A 15,911-nucleotide genomic window follows, 5' to 3' on the forward strand; every position below is an offset into this window, starting at 1 on the left:
GCCAGAGAAAAATACGGAGTCTCAACATGAGCACCCATAAACCAGCGGGCCTTCTCGACACCCGCATCCTCCTTCCGGCGATCGGCGATGCCTTCAGGAAGCTCGACCCGCGAAGCCTGGCCAAGAACCCGGTCATGTTCGTCGTCGCGGTCGTCTCGGCTCTGACCACGGTCCTGTTCGTCAGGGACCTCGCCACCGGCGCCGGCGGCCTCGGCTTCTCGCTCCAGATCATCATCTGGCTCTGGTTCACCGTGCTGTTCGCCAACTTCGCCGAAGCTGTCGCCGAAGGCCGCGGCAAGGCCCAGGCCGATTCGCTGCGCAAGGCACGTACCGAAACCCAGGCCAAGCTGCTTGACGGCGACAGCCGTACCGCCTGGAAGATGGTTCCGGGCACCAGCCTCAAGGTCGGCCAGGTCGTTCTCGTCGAGGCCGGCGACATCATCCCCTCCGATGGCGAAGTCATCGAGGGCGTGGCCTCCGTCAACGAGGCCGCCATCACGGGCGAATCCGCACCGGTCATCCGCGAATCCGGCGGCGACCGTTCGGCTGTCACCGGCGGCACCCAGGTGCTGTCGGACTGGATCCGCGTGCGCATCACTGCCGCTGCGGGCTCGACCTTCCTCGACCGCATGATCTCCCTGGTCGAGGGCGCTGAGCGCCAGAAAACGCCCAACGAGATCGCGCTCAACATCCTGCTCGCCGGCATGACGCTGATCTTCGTCTTGGCCGTCGCCACGATCCCGAGCTTCGCCACCTATGCCGGCGGCTACATTCCGGTCATCGTGCTGGTCGCGCTGTTCGTGACGTTGATCCCCACCACCATCGGTGCGCTGCTGTCGGCCATCGGCATCGCCGGCATGGACCGTCTCGTCCGCTTCAACGTGCTCGCCATGTCCGGCCGCGCCGTTGAGGCCGCCGGCGACGTCGACACGCTTTTGCTCGACAAGACCGGCACCATCACGCTCGGCAACCGGCAGGCCACCGAGTTCCGTCCGGTCAAGGGCGTCAGCGAGCAGGAACTGGCCGACGCCGCCCAGCTCGCCTCGCTCGCCGACGAAACGCCGGAGGGACGCTCCATCGTCGTGCTCGCCAAGGAGCGGTACGGCATCCGCGCCCGCGACATGGGCTCGCTGCACGCCCATTTTGTGCCCTTCACTGCCCAGAGCCGGATGAGCGGCGTCGATTTCGACGGCTCATCGATCCGCAAGGGTGCGGTGGATTCGGTGCTTGCCCATGTGAAGTCGATCGCGGCTTCCGCCTCGGGCACGCCGGCTGACAGCGAGGCCGTTCGCAACGTCCAGGCGATTTCGGACGAGATCGCCAAGCTCGGCGGCACGCCGCTGGCCGTCGTGCGTGATGCCCGCCTGCTCGGCATCATCTACCTCAAGGACATCGTCAAGGGCGGTATCAAGGAGCGCTTCACCGAGCTACGCCGCATGGGCATTCGCACCGTCATGATCACGGGCGACAACCCGATGACGGCAGCGGCCATCGCAGCCGAAGCCGGCGTCGACGATTTCCTCGCCCAGGCGACGCCCGAAAACAAGCTGGCGCTGATCCGAGAGGAGCAGGCCAAGGGCAAGCTGGTTGCGATGTGCGGCGACGGCACCAACGACGCTCCTGCTCTCGCCCAGGCCGACGTCGGCGTCGCGATGAACACCGGCACGGTCGCCGCCCGCGAGGCCGGCAACATGGTCGACCTCGACTCGGATCCCACCAAGCTCATCGAGATCGTCGAGATCGGCAAGCAGTTGCTGATGACCCGCGGCGCGCTCACCACCTTCTCAATCGCCAACGACATCGCCAAGTATTTCGCCATCATCCCGGCGATGTTCCTGGCCTTCTACCCGCAGCTCGGCGCGCTCAACATCATGGGGCTCACCACCCCGCAAAGCGCCATCCTGTCGGCCATCATCTTCAACGCGCTGATCATCGTGGCGCTCATCCCGCTGTCGCTGCGCGGCGTGAAATACCGCGCTGTCGGTGCTGCCTCGCTGCTCCGCCGCAACATGCTGATCTACGGCCTCGGCGGCATCGTCGTGCCCTTCATCGGTATCAAGGCCATCGACATGGCGATCACCGCCATCGGCCTCGCATAAGGACGTCTTCCATGTTGAAGCAATTGAGACCCGCGCTCGTCATGATCGTAGCGCTCACCGCCATCACCGGCCTTGCCTATCCGCTCGGCATGACCGGCATCGCCCAGGTGCTGTTCCCCAGGCAGGCCAATGGCAGCCTGATAGAAAAGGACGGCAAGGTCATCGGCTCCGAGCTGATCGGCCAGGCCTTCACAGGCGACCGGTACTTCCACGGCCGTCCGTCGGCCGCCGGCGACGGCTACAATGCCGCCGCTTCGTCGGGCTCGAACCTCGGCCCGACCAGCGCCAAGCTCATCGACCGTATCAAAGCCGATGCTGAAAAGCTGAAGCAGACCGATCCCGGCACGCCCGTGCCGATCGAGATGGTCACCACCTCGGGCAGCGGCCTCGACCCGCACATCTCGCCCGAGGCGGCCTATTTCCAGGTCGCCCGCGTGGCCAAGGCGCGCAACGCCGATCCGGCCTTCGTCCGCAACCTCGTCGACCAGCATGTAGAGGGCCGCGAGCTCGGCTTCATGGGCGAACCTGTGGTCAATGTGCTCAAGCTCAACCTTGCGCTCGACGCCGCGATTGCACGCTGACAAGTAAGCGCTGGGGTTCTAACAATGCTGCGAACTCCGGCGCACCCACTGATGCAGGCATAGATGCCAGACGATAGCAGAGACAAGGAGGCCAGGCCTTCGCCGGATGCGCTGCTCGAAACAGCCCAGCGAGAAGGCCGTGGTCGTCTCAAGATCTTCCTCGGTGCAGCACCGGGCGTCGGCAAGACCTATGAGATGCTGATGTCGGGCCGCGCCCGGCTTGCCGATGGCACCGATGTCGTCATCGGCGTGGTCGAGACCCACGGTCGGCGCGAAACCCAGGCGCTGGTCGAGGGCTTCGAGATCGTCCCACGCAAGGCGGTCGACTACAAGGGCCGCGCGCTCGAGGAAATGGACCTCGACGCTATCATCGCGCGTCGGCCGAAGCTGGTGCTGGTCGATGAGCTCGCCCACACCAATGCGCCGGGCAGCCGCCACCCTAAGCGTTACCTCGATGTCCAGGAGCTGTTGGGGCAGGGCATCGACGTCTACACCACTCTCAACATCCAGCATGTCGAGAGCCTCAACGACATCGTCGCCCAGATCACGCGCGTCACCGTGCGCGAGACCGTGCCCGACCTCATCATCGACCGTGCCGACGACGTCGAGATCATCGACCTGACGCCCGACGACCTGATCAAGCGCCTGCACGAGGGCAAGGTCTATGTCCCGACCACGGCGCGACGCGCCATCGAGAACTATTTCTCGCCCGGCAACCTGACGGCGCTGCGCGAACTGGCCTTGCGGCGTACTGCCCAGCGCGTCGACGAGCAGCTGCTCACCCACATGCAGGCCCATGCCATCGAGGGGCCGTGGGCCGCTGGCGACCGTCTGCTGGTCGCTGTCGATGAGCATCCCCGAAGTGCTTCGCTGGTGCGCTTCGCCCGCCGCCAGGCCGACCGGTTGCGTTGCCCATGGGCGGCCCTCCATGTCGAGACCTCGCGCTCGGCCAATCTCGGCGACGCCGACAAGGACAGGCTGGCTGCCACTATGCGGCTTGCTGAACAGCTCGGCGGCGAGGCCGTCACCATTCCCGGCCAGTCGGTCGCCGAAGACATCGTCCGTCATGCCAGCACCCACAACTTCACCCACATCGTCGTCGGCAGGCCCTCGAAATCACGCTGGCGCGAGCTGTTCGAGGGCTCGGTCACTCATGACTTGATCCGCCAGGCCGGCAACATCTCGGTCCACGTCACCTCGGGCGCCGAGCAGGATGCCGCCCTTGCCGCCCGCAACATCAAGACCGCAGCCCAGGGACGCCGCCTCGACCCTTGGCCCTATGTCCTTGCCACTCTTCATCTGACCGGTGCGCTGGCCGTTGGCTTTGCGCTCGACAAGTTCCTCGATGTGCGCTCCATCGCGCTCGTCTTCCTCATGGCGGTGCTGACCTCGGCGGTCACGCTCGGGCTGTGGCCGGCACTCTATGCCTCGGTGCTCAGCGCCCTGGCTTACAACTTCTTCTTCTTGCCGCCGCTCTACACGCTCACCATCGCCGATCCCGAAAGCGTGGTGGCGCTGCTCTTTTTCCTCATCGTCGCGGTGATTGCTTCCAACCTCACCGGCCGCGTCCAGCGCCAGGCCGCCGCCGCGCGCGAGCGGGCGCGCATGACCGAGGACCTCTATCTCTTCGCCAAGAAGCTCGCCGGCACCGGCACGCTCGACGACGTGTTGTGGGCCACCGCCTTCCAGATCGCCTCGATGCTGAAAGTCCGCGTCGTGCTGCTCCTGCCGGAAGATGGCACCATCGCCGTCAAGGCCGGCTATCCACCTGATGATACGCTTGTCGATGCCGACATTGCCGCCGCCAAATGGGCCTGGGAGCACAACCGCGCCGCCGGCCGCGGCGCCGACACGTTGCCAGGCGCCAAGCGGCTCTATCTGCCACTGCGCACCGGCCGCATGGCCGTCGGCGTCGTCGGCCTCGACAATGACCGCCAGGGTCCGATCCTGACGCCCGAGCAGCAGCGCCTGTTCGACGCGCTGGCCGATCAGGCCGCCGTTGCAATCGAGCGCATCCAACTCGTCGCCGATGTCGACCGTGCCAAGCTCGCCGTCGAGGCCGACCGGCTGCGTTCGGCGCTGCTCACTTCGATCTCGCATGATCTCAAGACGCCGCTCGCCGGCATCATGGGGGCGGCGGGCACGTTGCGTGAATTCGGCGGCGCGCTGCCGGAGGAGGGCAGGGAGGAGCTGGTAACGACCGTCGTCGACGAGTCCGAGCGGCTCAACCGCTTCATCGCCAACCTGCTCGACATGACCAAGCTCGAGTCGGGTGCGATGGAGCCCAACTACGCGCTTCATTATGCCGGCGACATCGTCGGCTCGGCGCTGCGCCGCGCCGCCAAGATTACGGCAGAGCACAAGACCGAGGTCGACATGCCAACCGACCTGCCGATGCTCAAGGTCGACCCTGTGTTGTTCGAGCAGGTGCTGTTCAACCTGCTCGACAACGCCGCCAAATATGCGCCCGAGGGTTCGCTGATCCGCATTCGCGGTTGGGCCGACCATGGCTCGGTTGCCCTCCAGGTCATGGACGAGGGCCCCGGTATTCCTCAGGCTGATCTGGAGCGGGTCTTCGATACGTTCTACAGAGTCCGCAAGGGCGACCATGTCCGTGCAGGCACCGGTCTCGGCTTGTCGATCTGCCGTGGTTTCGTCGAGGTCATGGGCGGCACCATCGTCGCCTCCAACAGGACGGACCGGCCGGGCGCGGTGTTCACCATCACCATGCCGGTGCCGCCGGAGGCATCGAGGCTCGAAGGATTGGCATGAGCAACGCCGGAGTGAAGATCCTCGTCGTCGATGACGAGCCCCCCATCCGCAAGCTGCTGCGCGTCGGGCTCGGCACGCAGGACTACACAATCATCGAGGCGCCGGCGGCCAAGCCGGCGCTGGTCATCGCCAAGGCCGAGAAGCCCGATCTCATCCTGCTCGACCTTGGTTTGCCCGACATGGCCGGCCATGATCTGCTTGCTGCATGGCGGGCGGAAGGGCTTTCGGTGCCCGTCATCATCCTGTCGAGCCGCACCGACGAGGCCGGCATCGTCAAGGCGCTGGAGCTCGGTGCCGACGACTACGTCACAAAACCCTTCGGCATGAACGAACTCATCGCCCGCATCCGCACGGCCTTGCGCCACCGGCTGCAGCAGCAGGGCGAAAAGCCGGTGTTCCAGACCGGCGAATTGTCGGTCGACCTGGTCAAGCGCATCGTCCGGCTGGCCGGCCAGGAGGTGAAGCTGTCGCCCAAGGAATACGACATCCTGCGCGCACTGGTGCAGCATGCCGGCAAGGTGCTCACCCACCGCTTTCTGCTCGAGCAGGTCTGGGGCGGAGGCGCCGATGTGCAATATCTCCGCGTCTATGTTCGCCAGCTCAGGCAGAAGATCGAAAAGACACCCGACGAGCCGCAATACATCACCACTGAGACCGGCGTCGGCTACAGGCTGCGCGAGCCCGACTAGGGCAGTTCCAATAAAGGTGTGAAGCGCTTTCCGTCTGGATTTCGGAAGAGCGATCTAGGCCGTGGTCCGCGCAACACCGCGCCAGCTTGCCAGCAGCCGGTCGATGCCGACAAGCATGATCGCCACGACGATAAAGGCAAGGGCGAGCAGCGTGATGCTGGTGACGAGTTGCTGGCTGCTCAGCGTCTCGGGATTGAGGAACCAGTAGGCGTACCAGCCGTCGGCCGCACCCCTGACAAAGGCATAGGCGCAATAGGCCAGCGGCGGCACTGCTGCCCACAGCGCGTCGCGCCAGCGCAGCCTGCCGTGGTCCCACACGAGCCAGGTCAGGAAAAACAGCACCGGCGTCACGTCGTGCAGCCCATGGTCGGCGACGGCCTGCCAGCCGGTCGGTTGCCAGATCGCCCGCAGCGCCACCGAATAGACAAGGCCACCGAACACAATCGCCGCCGCCGTCACCAGCCGCGACCGCGGTCCGGCAAGGTGGCTGGTTGGGTTCGTCACCATGGCGCTGGCCACCACCGCGGCCATCAGGTTCATGATGATGGTGAAAAAGCCGAAGAACCGCCAGACCGCCTCGATGAGCGATGTTCCGTTGCTCGTCATCTGGGCGACAAGCAGCACGAACTGCAGCCCGAGCGACGCCCAGGCAGCGATTGCGGTGATGATGGCGATGCCGCGCCGGAGGGTCAATCGAACTGTTCCTGCTGTCTACGGTGCTAAGCTACAGCGATAATGTACTATCAGAAGCCAGGACCAAACAGTTTTACATCCCAATGGCTTGATGGAATGAAACTGGGTGCATGGAGAGCCTAAATGAAGACGTTAGCAGCGGCGATCACAGCCGTTGTGGTAGGTGACTAGGCGGGCTCTCTACGATCCGGGCAGCCAGCCACCCGGATTTATTGGGTGCTGCAGCAACGCTGCCTCCGTTAATTATCTCGCGATCCGCCTTGATCAGGGTATTGAAGAACTGGCGGAGTGGTCGTTTTGGTGCCGATGATGTCCAGCGATGGGCTTCATTTGTTCGGCGTGGTTACGTATCGGGGAATACCAGCGGTGCGGCGTACCCAATTGACATCGACTACGATGCGGTCGACGAAGAATTGATCGTGCAAATCATCGGGCGATTTGACCAGATTGGAGACATAATTGACGGGACCGTCGACGGTGATGAGCAAGAAGCTATGCTTGCCATTCTAGAGGCATAAGCATTTGCTTGGATATTGTTAGGGCAATTGGTCGGATTGCAACCTGAGAGAACCCAAGCGCGAGCCGTTGATTTCGAGCGCACACGATCTCGCGCCCCGTGTCTCACCAGACCTCAGAAACACAATCGCCCCCTCCGCTGAGCGAAAGGGGCGAAAGATCAGATGTTCAGTTTGCTGCGATCAGACGTCCAGGTTCGCCACGCTCAGCGCATTTTCCTGGATGAAGTCGCGTCGCGGCTCGACCTCGTCGCCCATCAGGCGGGCAAACAGCGAGTCGGCGTCAGTCGCGTCGGTCACCTGTACCTTCAGCAGCGAGCGCACGTTCGGGTCGAGCGTGGTTTCCCACAACTGCTCGGCGTTCATCTCGCCCAGACCCTTGTAGCGCTGCATGGTCAGGCCCTTGCGGCCTGAAGCAAACACTGCGTTCAAGAGCGCCAGCGGCCCTGCCAGGGTCTCCGAATTTTCCTTGCGGCGCAGCAAGGGCGGCTGGGCGTAGAGTTCGGTGAGACGGCCGGCAAACCGGTCGAGCGCGCGTGCGTCGGCCGAGTTGATCAGCGCCATGTCGAGATGGACGCTTTCCTTGACGCTGCGCAGCGTGCGTTCGAACACATAGCCGCCGGAACCGTCATTGTCGGTCGAGATATGGCCGGTCCAGCCGCGCTCGATGTCCTCGGAGATCAGGTCGAGGCGCTGGGCGATCGTTTCGGCCATCGCCTTGGCGCGGCCGAGGTCGCTGAAGATGTCGGGGTTGAGCGCGCCGGCGATTGCCGCCTGCTCGACCACCGGGCGCGAATAGCGCGTGTGCAGACCGTCGATCAGCGTGCGCACGCCGAGCGCGTCGGTCACCGCCGCCCGAAGATCCTGGCCGCTGCGCACTTCGCCGGAGGCAAGCGTCAGCGTGGCTTCGTCTAGGCCGACATCGACCAGATAGTCCTCGAACGCGGTCTCGTCCTTGAGGTATTGCGAGCTCTTTCCGCGCGTCACTTTGTAGAGCGGCGGCTGGGCGATATAGAGGTGCCCGCGCTCGATCAGCTCCGGCATCTGGCGGAAGAAGAACGTCAACAGCAGGGTGCGGATGTGGGCGCCGTCGACGTCGGCGTCGGTCATGATGATGATCTTGTGATAGCGCAGCTTGTCGGCGTTGAACTCGTCCTTGCCGATCGACGTGCCTAGCGCCGTGATCAGCGTGCCGATCATGTCGGACGACAGCATGCGGTCGAAGCGGGCGCGCTCGACGTTCAGGATCTTGCCGCGCAAGGGCAGGATCGCCTGGTTCTGGCGCGAGCGCCCGCTCTTGGCCGAGCCGCCGGCGGAGTCACCCTCGACGATGAAGATTTCGGACTTGGCCGGGTCGCGTTCCTGGCAGTCGGCAAGCTTGCCGGGCAGGGAGGTGATGTCGAGCACACCCTTGCGGCGGGTGAGTTCGCGTGCCTTGCGTGCCGCCTCGCGCGCGGCTGCGGCTTCCACTACCTTGGCGATCAGCGTCTTGGCTTCCGCCGGATGTTCTTCGAGCCAGGTGCCGAGCGCCTCGTTGACCAGGCTCTCCACCACCGGGCGGACTTCCGAGGACACCAGCTTGTCCTTGGTCTGCGACGAGAATTTCGGATCGGGAACCTTGACCGAGAGCACCGCCGTCAGGCCCTCGCGGGTGTCGTCGGCGATGATCGAAACCTTCTCCTTCTTGGAGGTGCCGGAGGTTTCGGCATAGCCCGTCACCTGGCGCGTCAGCGCGCCGCGGAAGCCGGCGAGATGGGTACCGCCGTCGCGCTGGGGGATGTTGTTGGTGAAGGCCAGCACGTTCTCGTGGTAGCTTTCGTTCCACCACATCGCCACTTCGACCGTGATGCCGTCGCGCTCCGCCTTGATGGCAATTGGCTTGTCGATCAGCGGCTTCTTGGCGCGGTCGAGATATTTCACGAATTCGATCAGGCCGCCGTCATAAAGCAGCTCCTGCACCTTCACGTCGGCATGGCGCTTGTCGGACAAAACGATGCGCACGCCCGAGTTCAGGAAGGCCAGCTCGCGCAGGCGGTGTTCCAGCGTGCCGTAGTCGAAATCCACCATGGTGAAGGTCTCGGACGACGGCAGGAAGGTCACTTCCGTGCCGGTCTCGTCGCCGGCCTCGCCGACCACCTTCAGCGGCGCGACCGCATTGCCGTGGTTGAAGGTCATCTCGTGGATCTCGCCCTTGCGGCGAATCCTGAGCTTCAGCCACACGGACAGCGCGTTGACGACGGACACGCCGACGCCGTGCAGACCGCCCGAAACCTTGTAGGAGTTCTGGTCGAACTTACCGCCGGCATGCAGCTGCGTCATGATCACCTCGGCGGCGGAAACGCCTTCCGAGGGGTGGATGTCGGTCGGAATGCCGCGGCCGTTGTCGGTCACGGTCACCGAGCCATCCGGATTGAGCGACACCGTCACCAGCGTGGCGTGGCCGGCCAGCGCCTCGTCGATGGCGTTGTCGACGACCTCATAGACCATGTGGTGCAGGCCCGAGCCGTCGTCGGTGTCGCCGATATACATGCCAGGACGCTTGCGGACGGCATCCAAGCCCTTCAAAACCTTGATGGAATCTGCGCCGTATTCGGCCTCGGCGCCGGGAAGGTTCTCGGACTGGTCGCTCATGAAAATCTTTCGTCTGACTGCCGCAGGAGGACGCGGCAAAATCGGCCCCGAATCGCACGCCCGTTGGTCCCCAAGATATAGGGGTTAAGTGTGGTTTTTCCAAGTTTTACCGGGCTTTTGGGCGGGGATAATGGGCTCCCTGCGGGCCAGTCGCGATCACCGTGCGGGCAATGATTGCGGGCCGTGAAAACGATGCCGTCACCGACACGGCAGGCAAGGTCTTCCGGGTGGCCGGTTGCCGCCCCGATGATGCACCGGGGCGGCAAGGGCGTATCAGGCGGCGCGCAGCGGCTTCAGCGCTTCGCTCCAGCGGTGCAGCTCGTCCAGCATCGTCCTGGCGCTGTCCTTGACCAGGTCGTTGGCCTTGAATTCGCCGCCCTCGTCGAGGTGCTGGGCAAAGGCCGGGATCGCGATCGCCTCGGGGATCGGCATGATCTTCAGCGTCGTCAAAAGCATCTTTTCCGACTGCACGGCACGCAGGCCGGCCGAGACGCCGCCATAGCTCAGGAAGCCGGCCGGCTTGTAGTTCCACTCGCGCGCCAGGTAGTTGACGGCGTTCACCAGTGCGGGCGCCGCGAAGAAATTGTACTCCGGCGTCACGAACACGAAGGCGTCGCCGGCCTTGATCGCCTCGGACCACTTCTTGGTGTGTTCGTTCTCGTACTGGCCGAGACGCGGATGCTTGGGTTCGTCGAAGATCGGCAGGCCGAATGCCTCGATGTCGGTGATGACGGGTTCGAATTTGCCGTGTTCACATGCATAGGCTTCGAGCCAACGGGCGAAAACGGGTCCGACGCGGCCGGGGCGGGTGCTGGCCACGACGATGTTGAGCTGGTGTTTCAAGATTTCAGTCCTTGGGCAGTTCGGGGGGGGGCGGTATCAAAAGGTGACTGGCGGGACATAGTCGCCCAAACCCTCCAGTGGCAAGGAGGCACCTGGAGGTAACCGCATCACATCTTGGTAATCGCCCTGCTGATCAGCGCCTGCTTGGCGGTGATCTCGGCCACCAGCAAATCCGCCACCGACCGGATCAGCGGGTCGTTGCGCCGGCTTTCGTGCCAGCACATCCAGAACGGGCTCGGAAAGCTGCCGAGCGCTTCGCAGCGCACGAGAAGGGTCGAACCATGCACCGCCACCGCCGGCAGCGCGGCGAGCCCGAGACCGGCCTCGGCAGCGGCCAAAAGCCCGGGCAGCGAGTTGGACCGCAGCGCGATCCGTACCGGGTCGGCTTGCCTTTCCAGCAGCGCTACAGGTCCCGCGACAGCGATGGCGCCTTCGCCGGCAACGACGGGAAAGCGGGCGATGTCGGCCTCGTTCTCTGGCATCCCTGAGGTCTCGGCCAGCGATCTCGCCATGTAGATCGCCCACACGGAGTCCGGCAGCCTGCGCCTGACGATGTCGTCGCGCTCGTCGGCGCCGCCGGCGCGAAGCGCGATGTCGGCTTCGCCCTTGCCGAGGTCGAGCCTTTTGTCGGTGGCGATGATCTCGGTAGCGATTTCAGGATAGGTCGCGCGCAGCCGCGAAATCGCCGGCGCCAGCAACAGGCGCGCGGTCAGCTCCGTACCGGTGATCCTGACCTTGCCCGACAGCGTGCGCTTGCGTGCTTCTACCCTCTCTTCCAGCCTTGCCGCGGCCTCCTCCGTGGCGCGGGCGAGGTCGAGCACGGCGCGCCCTTCGCCGGTCACGCTGTAGCCCGACTGCCTGCGATGGAATAGCCCGATGCCGAGCGCGTCCTCAAGCGCCTTGATGCGCCTGGCGACCGTGGTCTGGTTGACGCCGAGCGCGCCGGCAGCCTTCAGCGTCGAGCCGTGGCGGGCAGTGGCGATCAGGTAGCGCAGGTCGTTCCAGTCGAACATCGCCTATTCTGCACTTATGCAGAACCGTTCGGCAAGGGGCGCAGTTACCTGACCATCGGCCGTCGCGGTAAACCGGCGCCGAACCGCAGAGAAACTCAACCGCCATGCCGTCACGCCATGCTTGCCCTGGAGACCGTCACATGCTGAACCCCACACCCGCCAAGGCTGTCGTGCGCGCTTATGTCGAGGCGATGAACTCAGGCGATTTCGCGTCCTTGACCTCGTTGTTCGCGCCCGAGGCCGTCATCCATGGGGTGCTTGGCCATGGTTCGCTCGAGGTCGCCCTGCCCATCTGGCGCGAGCTGCACGAGTGCCTGGCCATGCGCCTCGAGATCACCGACATGGCCGAGGAGGGCGAAAGCGTCGTCGTCCGCTTCCGCGAGACCGGCAAGTCGATCGCGCCGTTCCGCGGCATGCCGGCCACCGGCAAGAGCTTCGAGGTGACAGCCATCGAATGGTTCACTGTCGTCGATGGCCGCATCGTCGAGCGCTGGGGCGTGCGCGACAGTAGCGTCCAGGCCCGCCAGCTCGGCTGGAGCGCCTGAGGTTAATCCATCCGTCGCATGGACGGCTGCTTCCCCCGCACCTACATTGCACAGGGAGGCAGAATTGATGGACAGCAGGCCCGAACCCTTCATACCGCCGGCGCCGACGCCGCGCACCTCGCCGCCGTCGACGCTGGAGATGATGCGGATCGTTTACCGCAACCCGCTCGAATTGTGGGGCGAACCGTCCTACAACGAGCCGTGGATTTCGGTGAACGGCATCGGCGGCCCGCTGGTCATCGCCAACGATCCTGGCCTTATCCGCCACGTGCTGGTCGACAACGCCAAGAACTACAAAATGGCGACCGTCCGCCAGATGATCCTCAGGCCGATCTTGCGCGACGGGCTTTTGACCGCCGAGGGCGATGTCTGGAAGCGCTCGCGCAAGGCCATGGCGCCGGTCTTCACGCCGCGCCACATCTTCGGCTTCGCCCGGCCGATGCTTTCCCGCACGCTCGATTTCGTCAAGCGCTACGACGATGCCGCAGGCGCTGTCGACGTCGCCCACGACATGACCATGCTGACCTACGAGATCCTGGCCGAGACACTGTTTTCGGGTGAGATCGCCGGCGAGGCCGGCAGCTTCGCCCACGAGATCGACCGGCTGTTCGAGACCATGGGACGCGTCGATCCGCTCGACCTCTTGCGCGCGCCCGAATGGCTGCCGCGCATCACCCGCCTCCGTGGTCGCAAGACCATGGCCTATTTCCGCAAGATCGTCACCGACACCGTGGCGATGCGCAGCGAAAAGCTGGCCCGCGATCCCGACGGTGCGCCGGAGGACTTCCTGACGCTGCTGCTGCGCGCCGAAGGCCCCGATGGCTTGTCACGCCAGGAGATCGAGGACAACATCATCACCTTCATCGGCGCCGGCCACGAAACCACGGCACGAGCGCTCGGCTGGACCATCTATTGCCTGGCGGAGGCCACCTGGGAGCGCGACCGCGTCGAGCGCGAGATCGACGCGGTGCTGAGGCGCGAACCCGATCCTGTCAAATGGCTCGACGCCATGCCCTATACCCGCGCTGTCTTCGAGGAGGCGCTCAGGCTCTATCCGCCGGCGCCGTCGATCAACCGCGAACCCATCGCCGATGACGAGTACAAGGGGCTGAAAATTCCCCGCAAGGCCCAGGTGCTGGTCATGCCCTGGACGGTGCATCGCCACCGCAAGCTGTGGGACAAGCCCGAAGCCTTTTTGCCCGAGCGCTTCCATCCCGAAAACCGCGACAGGATCGACCGCTACCAGTATCTGCCCTTCGGCGCCGGCCCGCGTGTCTGCATCGGCATGAGCTTTGCCATGCAGGAGGCAATCATCGCGCTCGCCGTCCTGCTCTCCCGCTTCCGCTTCGACACCGTCGCTGAGACAAGGCCATGGCCAGTGCAGAAACTCACCACCCAGCCGCAAGGCGGCTTGCCGATGCGAGTGACACGGCGCTGACGCTGCGTCCTCCCCCAAGCGAGGACTGGGGGAGACCGTTGGCCCGCCCCCGAAGGGAGGGGCAGCGCCGCCTCTAACGGACTTGGAGATGTCGATGCCAGACCAGAAAGCCGTCCTCGTCCGCATCACCGGCCGCGTCCAGGGCGTCAGCTTCCGCATCTGGACCAAGCGTCAAGCTGAAAGGCTCGGCCTCAACGGTTGGGTCCGCAACGAGCGCGACGGCTCCGTCAGCGCCCTGATTTCGGGGGCCGACGACGCCGTGGCCTCGATGCTCGATGCATTATGGCAGGGGCCGCGCGGCGCCAATGTCCGCAGCGTCGTGCCGGAAACGGCCGATCCGACAGACGCGCCTTCAGGCTTCGACATCACAGGCTGAGGCAGGTCGGAGGCGCCTTAAGGCTTCACGAACGGCTCGACAGTGCCCTTGAGCTTGATGGTGACCGGGTCGCCGTAACGATCCTTGGACTTGCCTGCCGGCACGCGGATCCAGCCTTCGCTGACGCAATACTCGCTGACATCCTCGCGCTCTTTGCCGTTGAACATGATGCCGACACCTGCCTGCAGCGCTTCGCCGTCGAAGAAGGGGCTGCGCGGGTCGATGCTCAGTCGGTCGGGAAGGGTCATTGCTCACTCCGGGAATTCAGGCGCCCTGCAGGGCGCAGTCAGCGTTGCCCGCATCGCGGGCTTTGCGAGGCCTGTTAAGGGCATTGGCGCCCAGCGTAAAGGGCCAGCCTCAATTCCGCCCCTGGAACGCGTTCTCGACATGCACCGGCCAGCGCCTCGGCAACACCGCAACCATGTCGAAGCGCACCGAAAGCTTGCCATAGTCAGGCTGACGTGACAGCCACAGATCGGCCGCGCCCTCGATGCGCCGTTCCGAACCGTAGGCTACCGCGTCCATCGCCTCCACAAGCGTTTTCCGCGCCTTCACTTCGACGATGAGCACCAGATTGCCGCGCCGCGCGATCAGGTCGATCTCGCCGAGCCTGGTCTTGTAGCGCCGGGCAACGATCCGAAAACCCTTGAGCATCAGCGCGAGCGCGGCCAGCCATTCGCCGCGGTGGCCGCGGCTTTGTGCCTTCTGCCGGGCGAGCCGGTCAGTCACCTGATCCTTCCTTGAGCTCCAGCAGCCTGCGGTAGAGTGCGGGCTTCTGCTGGCCGGTCATGCGCGCGGCTTCCGCAGCGGCCTTCGATGCCGGCATCTCGCTAGCGAGCGAAATCAGCAGCTTGTCGACATCGTCAGCCGTTTCGGGCCGCTGTTCCGGCGGTGCTACGCAGATCACGACCTCGCCTTTCGGCGTGTCCGCCTCGGCATAATGTGCTGCGAGCTCGGCCAGCGTGCCGGTGCGGATTTCCTCGAAGGCCTTGGTCAGTTCGCGCCCGATCGCCGCCTGGCGCGCGCCAAACACGTCGGCCATGGCCTCGAGCGTATCGGCCAGCCGGCGTGGCGATTCGAAAAAGATCAGCGTGCCGGGCACGGCCTTCAGTTCGCCAAGGCGCGTCCGCTTCTGCCCGTCCTTCACGGGCAAAAAGCCTGCAAAGAAAAACGCATCCGACGGCAGGCCCGAGGCGGTAAGTGCAGCGAGCACGGCGGAAGCACCGGGGATCGGCACCACGCGGATGCCATGCGCCTGCGCCTGCTCCACCAGCCTGAAGCCGGGATCGGAAACCAGCGGCGTGCCCGCGTCCGACACCAGCGCGACGCTGCGGCCGTTCTCCAGCGCCTCGATCAGTCGCGGCCCGGCCTCAGCGGCGTTGTGTTCGTGATAGGCGGTCGGCCGCTGGCGGATGCCGTAGCGGTCGAGCAGGACGCGTGTCACGCGCGTATCTTCGCAGGCCACCATGTCGGCGCCGGCAAGCGTTTCCAGCGCGCGCAGCGTGATGTCGCCGAGATTGCCGATCGGCGTCGCCACCAGATAAAGCGCCGGATCGAGCGGCCGCGCCGTAACCTCGGTCTGCCCGATCACATAAACCCGCCTGTTGTCGTTGTTCTGCACGCCGCCTCACTTTCAGCGCCTGTTTGGCACGACCGGTGCCTGGTTGCAAAACATGTGATCGCCATTGCCTTGGCTTTGCCACAGTGCGGGACAGA

15 protein-coding genes are annotated in these 15,911 nt (G+C 64.8%); 7 read left to right on the top strand and 8 right to left on the bottom strand.

The genetic code is table 11. The features are described 5' to 3' along the window. Positions 1–26 precede the first annotated feature (26 nt). From kdpB to B015_RS0102720, 4 genes are all read left to right on the top strand, one after another. Positions 27–2,099, top strand: a complete 2,073-nt coding sequence (gene kdpB / locus B015_RS0102705; protein WP_018426117.1) for a potassium-transporting ATPase subunit KdpB — start codon at positions 27–29, stop codon at positions 2,097–2,099. Positions 2,100–2,110: 11 nt separating this feature from the next. Then, positions 2,111–2,680 (top strand): potassium-transporting ATPase subunit KdpC, encoded by a 570-nt coding sequence (kdpC, locus tag B015_RS0102710; protein WP_026226817.1) that lies wholly within the window; start codon positions 2,111–2,113, stop codon positions 2,678–2,680. 63 nt (positions 2,681–2,743) lie between these two features. Further along, complete coding sequence (locus B015_RS0102715; protein WP_018426119.1) at positions 2,744–5,452, top strand: sensor histidine kinase KdpD; 2,709 nt, start codon at positions 2,744–2,746, stop codon at positions 5,450–5,452. Continuing rightward, positions 5,449–6,141: a response regulator transcription factor gene (locus B015_RS0102720; RefSeq protein WP_018426120.1), complete on the top strand. Its 693-nt coding sequence runs from the start codon at positions 5,449–5,451 to the stop codon at positions 6,139–6,141. Before B015_RS0102715 ends, B015_RS0102720 begins: the two co-directional genes overlap by 4 nt. Before the next feature lie 54 nt (positions 6,142–6,195). Here B015_RS0102720 and B015_RS0102725 read toward each other — a convergent pair whose 3' ends face one another. The 5 genes from B015_RS0102725 to B015_RS0102745 form a co-directional block, all read right to left on the bottom strand. Next, the gene (locus B015_RS0102725) at positions 6,196–6,834 is read right to left on the bottom strand and encodes a Pr6Pr family membrane protein (RefSeq protein ID WP_018426121.1); all 639 of its coding nucleotides are present in this window, start codon (positions 6,832–6,834) and stop codon (positions 6,196–6,198) included. 326 nt (positions 6,835–7,160) lie between these two features. Next, a complete protein-coding gene (locus B015_RS33190; RefSeq protein ID WP_157632678.1) occupies positions 7,161–7,322 on the bottom strand; it encodes a hypothetical protein in 162 nt (53 codons plus the stop codon). Positions 7,323–7,532: 210 nt separating this feature from the next. Then, entirely contained in the window at positions 7,533–9,980 is a 2,448-nt protein-coding gene (gene gyrB, locus B015_RS0102735) for a DNA topoisomerase (ATP-hydrolyzing) subunit B (protein ID WP_018426123.1), read from the bottom strand. Positions 9,981–10,253: 273 nt separating this feature from the next. Further along, the gene (locus B015_RS0102740; RefSeq protein ID WP_018426124.1) at positions 10,254–10,823 is read right to left on the bottom strand and encodes an NADPH-dependent FMN reductase; all 570 of its coding nucleotides are present in this window, start codon (positions 10,821–10,823) and stop codon (positions 10,254–10,256) included. A 107-nt stretch (positions 10,824–10,930) separates the two neighbouring features. After that, positions 10,931–11,836 (bottom strand): LysR family transcriptional regulator, encoded by a 906-nt coding sequence (locus B015_RS0102745; RefSeq protein ID WP_018426125.1) that lies wholly within the window; start codon positions 11,834–11,836, stop codon positions 10,931–10,933. A 140-nt stretch (positions 11,837–11,976) separates the two neighbouring features. Here B015_RS0102745 and B015_RS0102750 point away from each other — a divergent pair, with 140 nt between their 5' ends. The 3 genes from B015_RS0102750 (at position 11,977) to B015_RS0102760 (ending at position 14,195) form a co-directional block, all read left to right on the top strand. Further along, a complete protein-coding gene (locus tag B015_RS0102750; RefSeq protein ID WP_018426126.1) occupies positions 11,977–12,381 on the top strand; it encodes an ester cyclase in 405 nt (134 codons plus the stop codon). A 67-nt stretch (positions 12,382–12,448) separates the two neighbouring features. Beyond that, a complete protein-coding gene (locus B015_RS0102755) occupies positions 12,449–13,819 on the top strand; it encodes a cytochrome P450 (protein WP_018426127.1) in 1,371 nt (456 codons plus the stop codon). 94 nt (positions 13,820–13,913) lie between these two features. After that, positions 13,914–14,195: an acylphosphatase gene (locus B015_RS0102760; RefSeq protein ID WP_245262110.1), complete on the top strand. Its 282-nt coding sequence runs from the start codon at positions 13,914–13,916 to the stop codon at positions 14,193–14,195. 17 nt (positions 14,196–14,212) lie between these two features. Here B015_RS0102760 and B015_RS0102765 read toward each other — a convergent pair whose 3' ends face one another. The 3 genes from B015_RS0102765 to rsmI form a co-directional block, all read right to left on the bottom strand. After that, a complete protein-coding gene (locus B015_RS0102765; RefSeq protein WP_018426129.1) occupies positions 14,213–14,443 on the bottom strand; it encodes a DUF3297 family protein in 231 nt (76 codons plus the stop codon). A 109-nt stretch (positions 14,444–14,552) separates the two neighbouring features. Further along, entirely contained in the window at positions 14,553–14,924 is a 372-nt protein-coding gene (locus tag B015_RS0102770) for a YraN family protein (RefSeq protein WP_018426130.1), read from the bottom strand. Beyond that, positions 14,917–15,816, bottom strand: coding sequence for a 16S rRNA (cytidine(1402)-2'-O)-methyltransferase (gene rsmI / locus B015_RS0102775; protein WP_018426131.1), 900 nt, complete (start codon positions 15,814–15,816; stop codon positions 14,917–14,919). The genes B015_RS0102770 and rsmI overlap by 8 nt, the downstream gene beginning before the upstream one ends. Between the last annotated feature and the right edge of the window lie 95 nt (positions 15,817–15,911).

Source organism: Hoeflea sp. 108, assembly GCF_000372965.1.
GTDB lineage: Bacteria > Pseudomonadota > Alphaproteobacteria > Rhizobiales > Rhizobiaceae > Aminobacter.